This window comes from Candidatus Chloroploca sp. Khr17 (assembly GCF_004138165.1).
Lineage (GTDB): Bacteria > Chloroflexota > Chloroflexia > Chloroflexales > Chloroflexaceae > Chloroploca.
On sequence record NZ_RYFF01000100.1, the window covers coordinates 1 to 8,664 of the forward strand.

An 8,664-nucleotide genomic window follows, 5' to 3' on the forward strand; every position below is an offset into this window, starting at 1 on the left:
CATGGCGAGACATGGCGAGACCTCACAGGTCTGGACGAGACCCTCATCGGGGCGAGAAGACCTGTGAGGTCTTTTCATCGCGTGATCCTTGATCGACATGGCAAGACCTCACAGGTCTGGACGAGACCCTCATCGGGCGCGAAGACCTGTGAGGTCTTTTCATCGCGTGCTCCTTGATCGGCATGGCAAGACCTCACAGGTCTGGACGAGACCCTCATCGGGGCGAGAAGACCTGTGAGGTCTTTTCATCGCGTGCTCCTTGATCGGCATGGCGAGACCTCACAGGTCTCTATCCCATATCTCCATCCTCATCAATAAATACTGATAGCGCCTGCTCATCGATCACCTCATGGTGAAAGGCGATGAATTGTGACTGGCCGCCAAACCAACTCAGGACGCTAGCCCGATCCAGCTTGGTTTCCTGATGCCCGCAAAGTGTGTGGTAGGAAGACCACGGCCACTCGCTGTAGTGTGTGACAAAACCATGTTTCTGGGGGTTTCTATGAATGTAAACCACCAGGGTCGACAGGTAGCGCTCCGTAGTGACCTCGATCCGTCCGAAACGCTCTTGAAACAGACTTCCACTCCGTCCATATGCCTTATTGATCGCTTTGGCATAAGCGTTGAAGAGGTTAGCAAACGACTGTGAAGGCTTGAAGAGCTTGCTAGCTTGCTGGTCGGGCGGCGGTGCAGCTTTCATCCGTACCAGCAGATGCAAATGATTGCGCATCAGACAATAGGCGAATGTATCGGCGATCGGGTGGATGTGGCGGGTGTAGAGATCCAGGAAGTAGCGATAGTTGCGCTCTTCGCGGAAGATATGCTCGCGGTTATTCCCCCGGTGATAGATATGATAGTAGCTGCCTGGCTGGAGTTGAGGTGGCTTGGACATGGCCAGTTCCTAGCTAAAACCTAAGACCTCACAGGTCTGTGAGACCTGTCTGGAGCTCTTTCTGCTTGAGGTGCTGGCACTCGTCGAGCGTGGTGGAGGCTTCCTCGATCGTCACCGGCACATCCACGACACCAATGAGGAGAAACTCGACAATCTCATCATTGTGTCATCGTTTCGCCTACTATAACACGGGGCATAGAGAAACTCAATCCCATGCCCTCGGCGAAGATAAAAACGATGTTGTTATCGCATACAGAGAGGAGTCATCACATGTTGTGACACTCCAAGCTAGGCCCACTGACCATTGGCCGCGCAGCAGCGCACCGCACGACGCTGGACGTCGCTCATCCGTCATCGCTCACCGCAAATAAGGCGGCTCTTTTGACGCAAAGGCGCAACGGCGCAAAGGTTTTTGCGTCGGTGAGCGTCACCCTTCGCGGCTTCGCGGCTTCGCGTGAGCTTCTTTGCAACGTCTTGGGGCCAGGGAGCTCTATACGCAGCTTTGCGCCTGTGCGCCAAGGTAGGTGCATACCAGGGCTGCGCTGAAAATGGGGGAACTTGGCTCCCTCATTTTCAGCGTAGCCCTGAGGTGCATACGACTCGGCTTGCGTGCGTACGAGGGTTGTGGTATGATAGCATCGCACATACGTTCTTTTCTGGCTCGTTCCGCGTTCACCCGCACGGGACGAGCCTTGTTCCCACTGAGGGCACGCGATGGCGCTCGATCATGATGGCATCTTCAAGCAACTGCTCAGCTCGTTTCTCGGCGAGTTTCTCGACCTCTTTGCTGCGGATATCCTCGCGCTGCTTGACCCTGACACACTGATCCTGCTCGCGCCCGAGTCGTTTGTGGACTTGCTCGATCCTGACCGCCACACCGCCGACCTCGTGATCCAGGCGCAGGGGCGCGAGGGGCTGGCGACCTTCCTCATTCATCTGGAACATCAAGCTCAGCGCGATGCCCAGTTGCCCCGCCGGATGTTTCGCTACTTTGCCCGGTTCTCTGACCGGTACGACGTTCCAATCTATCCGATCGCGCTCTGTTCGTATCCCAGCCCACGTCGGTTGGCCCCGGATCGGCATCAGGTCACGCTTGGCCGCCATGACGTGCTCCGGTTCCAGTACCTCATGATACAATTGAACCAGTTGGACTGGCGCGCCTATCTGAGCAGTACGAATCCCCTGGCGGCGGCCTTGATGGCGCGCATGCGGATTCCGCGTGAGGAACGCTGGCAGGTCAAAGCAGCCTGTCTGCGCATGCTGACGGGGTTGCCCGTGACAGCGGCGCAGCGGCGGATGCTGGCCGCCTTTGTCAGCATCTATCTCCCCTTGAATGACGCCGAGACCCGTCGGTTTGAGGCGGAAGTTGCCACATGGCAGACACCAATCCAGGAGGCAGTCGTGGAACTGATCACAGAATGGGAATTGAAGGGGCGGGAAGAAGGACGGCAAGAAGGGCGGAAGGAAGGGCGGAAGGAAGGGCGGCAAGAAGGGCGGCAAGAGGAACGCCAGGCTTTGCTCCTTCGCCAACTCACGCGCAAACTTGGACGGTTGCCTGAGGCCACCCAACGTGAGGTCTTGGCCTTGACGCCCGAACAGTTACTCACGTTAAGTGAGGCCTTGCTGGAGTTTGACACCCTCAGCGATCTGACGGCCTGGCTGAATCAGCAGAAAGCTGGAGCGTAACGTCCATCGTCAGTCACCGAAAGCGCTTGCGCGTCACTGTGCGGTGGTTTGTTTGACGCAAAGGCGCAAAGGTTTTTGCGTCGGTGAGCGTCACCCTTCGCGCCTTCGCGGCTTCGCGTTAGCTTCTTTGCACCGTCTTGGGGCTAGGGAGCTGCATGCACAGCTTTGCGCCTTTGCGCCTTTGCGTCAACAGGGTTCAACCTTCCTGGCAAAAGCCTGGGCCTAGAGGCACCAGATGGGTTGCTTGCCCCTCGATGGGTCAGACCCAGTAGGCAACGGTATGGGCGAGCATCAACGCGATCATCAGCCCCGCGCCCGGCGCGGCTGAGTCGGTACGGGTCGCACGGAAGCCAACATACAGGCCGAGTGGCAGCGTGAGCAGGCCCGCAAGCGCGACGGCGGGGGGGATGATGTGCGGCGTTAGCAGCAGGGGCAGCAGATAAGCCAGGGCAATCCATGCCCACCAAAGCCAGCGCAGCCGCTGGCCGAGAATGACCGCCAGGGTGCGTTTGCCAACCAGGGCATCGGCGTTGCGGTCGGCCCAATGCACCCCCAGAATGCAGGTGAGCGCAGCCGCCACCATCGGGGCGAGTTGGAGATAGACCTCGAGCGGCGGCGCGTGGTGGGCAGCGGTCGCATAGGCCATCAAGGGCATCAGGAGGCCGCCGAGCAGGGCATTCGTGATCTCGCCCAATCCGCGCCGCTCGAGCGCCAGGGGCGGCAGCGAGTAGGCCCAGCCGCCGATGAGACCAATCAGCAGGATGAGACCGGCCGCCAGAGGCAACCGACCACTGAGCACCGCTCCGATACCACCCACGATCGTCAGGGCGCTCACAAAGAGTGCAGCGTTCAGCGCTAGCGTGCGCGTGGCGAGCCCTGCGGCAATCGCGCCGCTTCCGCCAGAGATACCCGTGTGAACCGCAAGCGCATCGGTATCAGCATCAGCATACTCATCCGCATAGTGAGCCGCTAGGTTAGCCAGCATCGTGAGGGTCAACGCAAGCGCCTGATCGCCCCAGATGATCGGGTGGCCTGCGTACCTGGCCATGGCAACCCCCACCGCATAGGCCAGCACCCCGCTCGGCAAAATGAGGGGGCGGCTCATCTGCCAGAGGCCGCGCATCAGAACCACAGCTTTCCTCACGATCCTCAGAGAGTGACCAAACCCCGAACATAGCGTGCGCCAACGATAGTCGTGCCGTGAAGACAGATTATATATCTTGGCATGAGCATCGTGCAAACGTCTCTCTGATCGTAACTGTTCACATTTCTCCTGGGAGCGCGGGCGGCTCGCCCGCATCCAGACCAGAGCGGGCGAGCCGCCCGCGCTCCCAGGGTGGTGCTTTCCCCCAAGTGTGAACCGTTTCTGATCCCCGCATCGCGTCATCTGACGTTGGAAAACGTCTGGTGAACTGGTTGAACATAGCGAGAAGCGAACAACAACGAACCAACCGAGGCCAAGCGGAACAGATCCCGATAGTGGCACGGGCAGCGGCAGTTCAGAGATGATCAACCCAATGACTTCCCACTCCGACAACCTCCTGACCACACGCGAGCACGACGTGATGACCCTGGTAGCCCGTGGTGCCAGTGACCGACAGATCGCCTCACGGCTCTTCCTCAGCCCCTGGACGGTACGCCACTATGTGCGGCACGCCTGCGTGAAGCTGGGTGCGCCGAACCGCACGGCAGCAGCGGTGCGCTACGCCGTGCGCTACTGGCTACCCGTCGGTGACGGCGCACGGCAGAAGCAGGTCGCACTGAGCCCGCAGGAGTGCCGCGTGCTTGATCTCGTGGCAGAGGGCTTGCGTGACGATGCGATTGCGACCCACCTGGACGTGTCCATTTCCACCGTTAGGCAGCACCTGCTGCATGCTTGCCACAAGCTCGGGGTGTCCAACCGCACAGCTGCTGCGGTGGAGTACTACCGGCAGAGGGAGGCATAGTGTGGGAGGAAGGAGGAAAGAGGAAAGAGGAAAGAGGAAAGAGGAAAGAGGAAAGAGGAAAGAGGAAAGAGGAGACAGAGACGACCACAGTGAACTTGACACAACAATTAGGGGCAAGGACTACTGACAGGTAGGACTTTCTTCTCACTCAAGAATGACAGGTAGCGATGGAAAAGAAATCAGGCTACGATTCGGTTCATAAAAGCACATTGCCAGGGCGCCGTCTGACAAAAGCGTTGCCATCTAGAAAATCGAGCTCATACCAGGAAAGGCTTCATCAGATGAACCGATCAATTACCTTTCGCACGCAAATTGCGATCAACACAGTAACCCTCTGCCTGGTTGCCTTCATGCTTTTAGCCTCAAATACCTTGGCTAATTCCAATGTTGCCAACACGGTTAGTAGCACCGCAACGACCACCATCAGCTACCAGGGCCATTTGACCAATCCTGACGGCACACCGGTTAGCGCCACCCTACCGATGACCTTCAACCTCTACGCCGCGCCTACGGGCGGCACAGCGGTATGGACCGAGCAGCGGACTGGGAGCAACGCCGTGCCGGTGAGCAACGGCCTGTTCAACGTCGCCCTGGGCAGTGTAACCCCGATCCCGGTCAGCCTGCTCAACGCACCACTATGGCTGGGCATCTATGCAAACACCATTTTCAGGTTTTTCTACAACCATCCTGGACGTATCATGCCGATGTTATCCCTATCGTAGCCGGACGACCAGACGGTTTCACAGCTTTTTTCCACCTTGATAACGGAAAAAGCTGGAGCGATGGTCAGGGGATGCCTTTTAATTGGCTTGCTATCTGTAGTGACAGCTGAAATGCTTGTGCCATATTGATCGAATAACGAGAGGAATGATCCCATGAACCGCACCGTCACCTTCCGCACACTCCTGCTCGCAAACGGCCTGAGCATCCTACTGCTTGCAGCCGCGATGATCGCCACCAGCACGCTGGCCGGCCCAACGTGGCAAGCGGCACCTGCTGGTAACGCGACAACGACCACCATCAGCTACCAGGGCCATTTGACCAACCCTGGTGGTACGCCGGTCAGCGCCACCCTACCGATGACCTTCAATCTCTATACCGCGTCTACGGGCGGCACAGCGGTATGGACGGAGCAGCGTAGTGGGAGCAATGCCGTGCCAGTGAGCAACGGCCTGTTCAACGTCGCCCTGGGCAGTGTAACCCCGATCCCAGTCAACCTGTTTGGCGCACCACTGTGGCTAGGCATCAGCGTAAACGGCGATGCCGAGATGTCGCCACGGGAACGCTTAAATGGGGGCTATGCGACCGTGGCAGGGACGGTACCAGATGGAAGTATTAGCAGTAGCAAGCAAACCATTGTTGCTTTGCATGCCACAGATAATCAATATGTCCGCATTCAAGGGGCTAATGAAAACACTCTCGTTAGTGAGGTTGTTTTCAATAATTTACCGGCTGGTGATGTGTTTGTAATGGCAACATTAACTGGAAGGTTAGAACCATCTGCTGGTTCTGCTGGAACTTTGTGGTTGGAGACAGATGGTGTGGTTCTTACCAGAATACCAACCCATACCCTCTTTAAGATGGACGGACAATACGTCGAATTCGCACTTCACAGCGTCGTATCGAATTTCAGGGGTGGTGATTTGCGATTGCAAATCAGAGCACGTACCGAAGAAGTTAATGCTGACTTGCAATTTGGGTTTCGGGGGGGGACTGATGATCGTGGTGGCAGAAAAGTATCGATCATCGCTGGCTTGTAGACACATCCTTGCCTAGAGAACTCTGAGAAAGTTACCTTCCATTGCGTAAGGTGCCTTCTCAGACCGTTATACACCTCCGACCCCGGGATACAAGGGTGTTGCCAACCGCGATAGTTGGTGACACCCCCTAAGCCATACATGTGCATTCTTGTAATGCAAAGGAAGTCATCATGAAAGCGAATGTGGTCACACGAAGTTTTATCGCCCTAATGGTGGTAGTAAATCTGCTGCTAGCCATGCAGTTTGGGGTTGGATCGGTAGCATATGGCGCATTTCAGATGGATAAGCTACAAGATAATGAAGAAATGCAGCAACCTATTGTTGTACTTCAGCAAATTGTAGACGGTTTCGATTATCCTCTTGAACCGCCTGATCATAATGGGTGGTGTGTGGCACAAAATTTTGGTGCCTACTTATACGAGGCAAATGGTAAAATATATGACAGTTTTCATGCTGGACAAGACTGGGGGCCATGCGGAGGAGATTTTGCTGCTGGAATAGGGCTGCCAGTCTACGCAATAGGTACTGGTATTGTTAAATATGCAGCTTATGCGGGCTACCCCGGTGATGTTGTAATTGTTGAGCACCAGTTGCCAAATGGTGAAATCTGGTATTCGATGTATGGGCATGTGGCAGCGAGTGTTTCAGCAAATCAGAGTGTGAGCAGAGGGCAGCAGATCGCAACAATCTGGGATCAGGGAGGTTGGTCACACCTTCACTTCGAGATCAGGAATTTCTATGTCAAATCACCAGTAAATAGCACTTCGTTTCCCCCTGGACCTGGTTATTGGGGGGGAAGCCGAGGAATATCGACAGAACGACCATCAGACCAAGGATGGGTTAATCCCTCTAGCTTCATTGATGCTCGACGGAGTCTTCAACCAGCCAACCGCCCCCCCAACCCGCCTTCCCTCTTGTCTCCCGCCGACGGCAGCGCCAGCAGCAGTACCAGTGTCACACTGTCATGGAAGGACAATGGCGACCCCGACAATAAGCCAAACCCCTACCGCGATTTCTCAATTATAGTCTATCGTCAGGGACAGAGTCAGCCGATTGTTCAGCAAGAGTGGTTCCGTGAACCAAGCTTTACCCTCACGAATCTTGCGGCTGGCACCTACACCTGGAAAGTACGATCAGGCGATGGTGGCACAAGTAGTGACTTCACCAACATCTGGTCGTTTACCGTTGATACCGTTGCGCCAACGGGGTCGTTTACGCTGAATCATGGCTGGGCGACCGCCAGCAGTGTCAGTATGCCGCTCGACCTGACTGCTACTGATCAGCATAGCGGTGTCCAGGACGTGCGCGTGGGCAGTACGTGTGACTCATTGGGTGCCTGGCAGCCCTTTCAGCCTCGCATCTGGTGGCAGGCCGTTGGTCAGCACGGCGACACGGCCCGTGTCTGCGTACAGTTCCGCGACCGGGCGGGCAACCTCTCCCAGACCGTCGAGCAGAGCACCCGCCTGGATTTCTATCCTGCTCAGCCATCCTCCGCCAGCTACCGCCTGCGCTCAGATGTGAGCGCGATCAGTGGTGAGTCGCATCAGTCGGGCAATTATCGATTGAACAGTACAGCAGGGCAGACCATCGCCAGCGGTAGCTACGCCACAAGCACCGGCTATCGTGCTGCACTTGGCTTCTGGCCTCGCTTTTTCTTTACTCCCGCGACCTTCACCATCAGCGGGCGCGTCACCGACGCCAACGGCAACGGGCTTGGTGGCGTGATCATCAGCGACGGCACGCGCCTTGCGAATACTACGAGCAGTGGCGATTACACCATCAGCGATGTGCCCGCCGGCAGCTATACGCTCACGCCGAGCAAGGACGGTTTCAGCTTTAGCCCGACCAGTCTGAGTGTGACGGTCAATGGCGATCTGACCGGCCAGAACTTCACCGCGACCCTGCTCACTTTCACCATCAGCGGGCGCGTCACCGACGCCAACGGCAACGGGCTTGGCAGCGTGACGATTAGCGACGGTACGCGCCTTGCGAATACTACGAGCAGTGGCGATTACACCATCAGCGATGTGCCCGTCGGCAGCTACACGCTTACCCCGAGCAAGGACGGTTTCAGCTTTAGCCCGACCAGTCTGAGTGTGACCGTCAATGGCGATCTGACCGGCCAGAACTTCACTGGCACGCTCATTCCTCCAGCGACCTACAGCATCAGCGGGCGCGTCACCGACGCCAATGGCAACGGTCTCAGCGACGTGACCATCAGCGACGGTACGCGCCTTGCGCATACCACGAGCAGTGGCGATTACACCATCAGCGGCGTGCCCGCCGGCAGCTATACGCTCACGCCGAGCAAGGACGGTTTCAGCTTTAGCCCGACCAGTCTGAGTGTGACCGTCAGCGGCGATCTGACCGGCCAGAACTT

At 57.1% G+C, this 8,664-nt stretch carries 7 protein-coding genes and 1 pseudogene; 6 read left to right on the forward strand and 2 right to left on the reverse strand.

The annotated features are described in order from the left end of the window. Nucleotides 1-289 precede the first annotated feature (289 nt). Nucleotides 290-892 (reverse strand): transposase, encoded by a 603-nt coding sequence (locus EKD05_RS24625; RefSeq protein ID WP_129678163.1) that lies wholly within the window; start codon nucleotides 890-892, stop codon nucleotides 290-292. Nucleotides 893-1,606: 714 nt separating this feature from the next. Here EKD05_RS24625 and EKD05_RS24630 point away from each other — a divergent pair. Next, nucleotides 1,607-2,578, forward strand: coding sequence for a DUF4351 domain-containing protein (locus tag EKD05_RS24630; RefSeq protein WP_129678165.1), 972 nt, complete (start codon nucleotides 1,607-1,609; stop codon nucleotides 2,576-2,578). Nucleotides 2,579-2,837: 259 nt separating this feature from the next. Here the strand turns inward: EKD05_RS24630 and EKD05_RS24635 are convergent, their stop codons facing one another. Beyond that, the gene (locus EKD05_RS24635) at nucleotides 2,838-3,701 is read right to left on the reverse strand and encodes a prenyltransferase (RefSeq protein WP_240695927.1); all 864 of its coding nucleotides are present in this window, start codon (nucleotides 3,699-3,701) and stop codon (nucleotides 2,838-2,840) included. 394 nt (nucleotides 3,702-4,095) lie between these two features. Between EKD05_RS24635 and EKD05_RS24640 the strand changes: the two genes are divergently transcribed. The 5 genes and pseudogenes from EKD05_RS24640 to EKD05_RS24660 all read left to right on the forward strand — a co-directional run. Next, complete coding sequence (locus EKD05_RS24640) at nucleotides 4,096-4,524, forward strand: response regulator transcription factor (RefSeq protein WP_165360958.1); 429 nt, start codon at nucleotides 4,096-4,098, stop codon at nucleotides 4,522-4,524. Nucleotides 4,525-4,691: 167 nt separating this feature from the next. Continuing rightward, nucleotides 4,692-5,246, forward strand: coding sequence for a hypothetical protein (locus EKD05_RS24650; RefSeq protein ID WP_129678174.1), 555 nt, complete (start codon nucleotides 4,692-4,694; stop codon nucleotides 5,244-5,246). Between the two features lie 153 nt (nucleotides 5,247-5,399). Then, nucleotides 5,400-6,284, forward strand: coding sequence for a hypothetical protein (locus EKD05_RS24655; RefSeq protein ID WP_129678176.1), 885 nt, complete (start codon nucleotides 5,400-5,402; stop codon nucleotides 6,282-6,284). A 305-nt stretch (nucleotides 6,285-6,589) separates the two neighbouring features. After that, nucleotides 6,590-7,006: pseudogene (locus EKD05_RS27365) on the forward strand (M23 family metallopeptidase); the annotation flags it as partial. Nucleotides 7,007-7,198: 192 nt separating this feature from the next. Then, the coding region (locus tag EKD05_RS24660) for a collagen binding domain-containing protein (protein WP_240695926.1) at nucleotides 7,199-8,664 on the forward strand (1,466 nt) is incomplete at its 3' end.

What these genes read in the sequence shown, in the direction of transcription:
- EKD05_RS24625 (WP_129678163.1), bottom strand. Translation starts at nt 892, where the DNA reads ATGTCCAAGCCACCTCAACTCCAGCCAGGCAGCTACTATCATATCTAT.
- EKD05_RS24630 (WP_129678165.1), top strand. Translation starts at nt 1,607, where the DNA reads ATGGCGCTCGATCATGATGGCATCTTCAAGCAACTGCTCAGCTCGTTT.
- EKD05_RS24635 (WP_240695927.1), bottom strand. Translation starts at nt 3,701, where the DNA reads ATGCGCGGCCTCTGGCAGATGAGCCGCCCCCTCATTTTGCCGAGCGGG.
- EKD05_RS24640 (WP_165360958.1), top strand. Translation starts at nt 4,096, where the DNA reads ATGACTTCCCACTCCGACAACCTCCTGACCACACGCGAGCACGACGTG.
- EKD05_RS24650 (WP_129678174.1), top strand. Translation starts at nt 4,692, where the DNA reads ATGGAAAAGAAATCAGGCTACGATTCGGTTCATAAAAGCACATTGCCA.
- EKD05_RS24655 (WP_129678176.1), top strand. Translation starts at nt 5,400, where the DNA reads ATGAACCGCACCGTCACCTTCCGCACACTCCTGCTCGCAAACGGCCTG.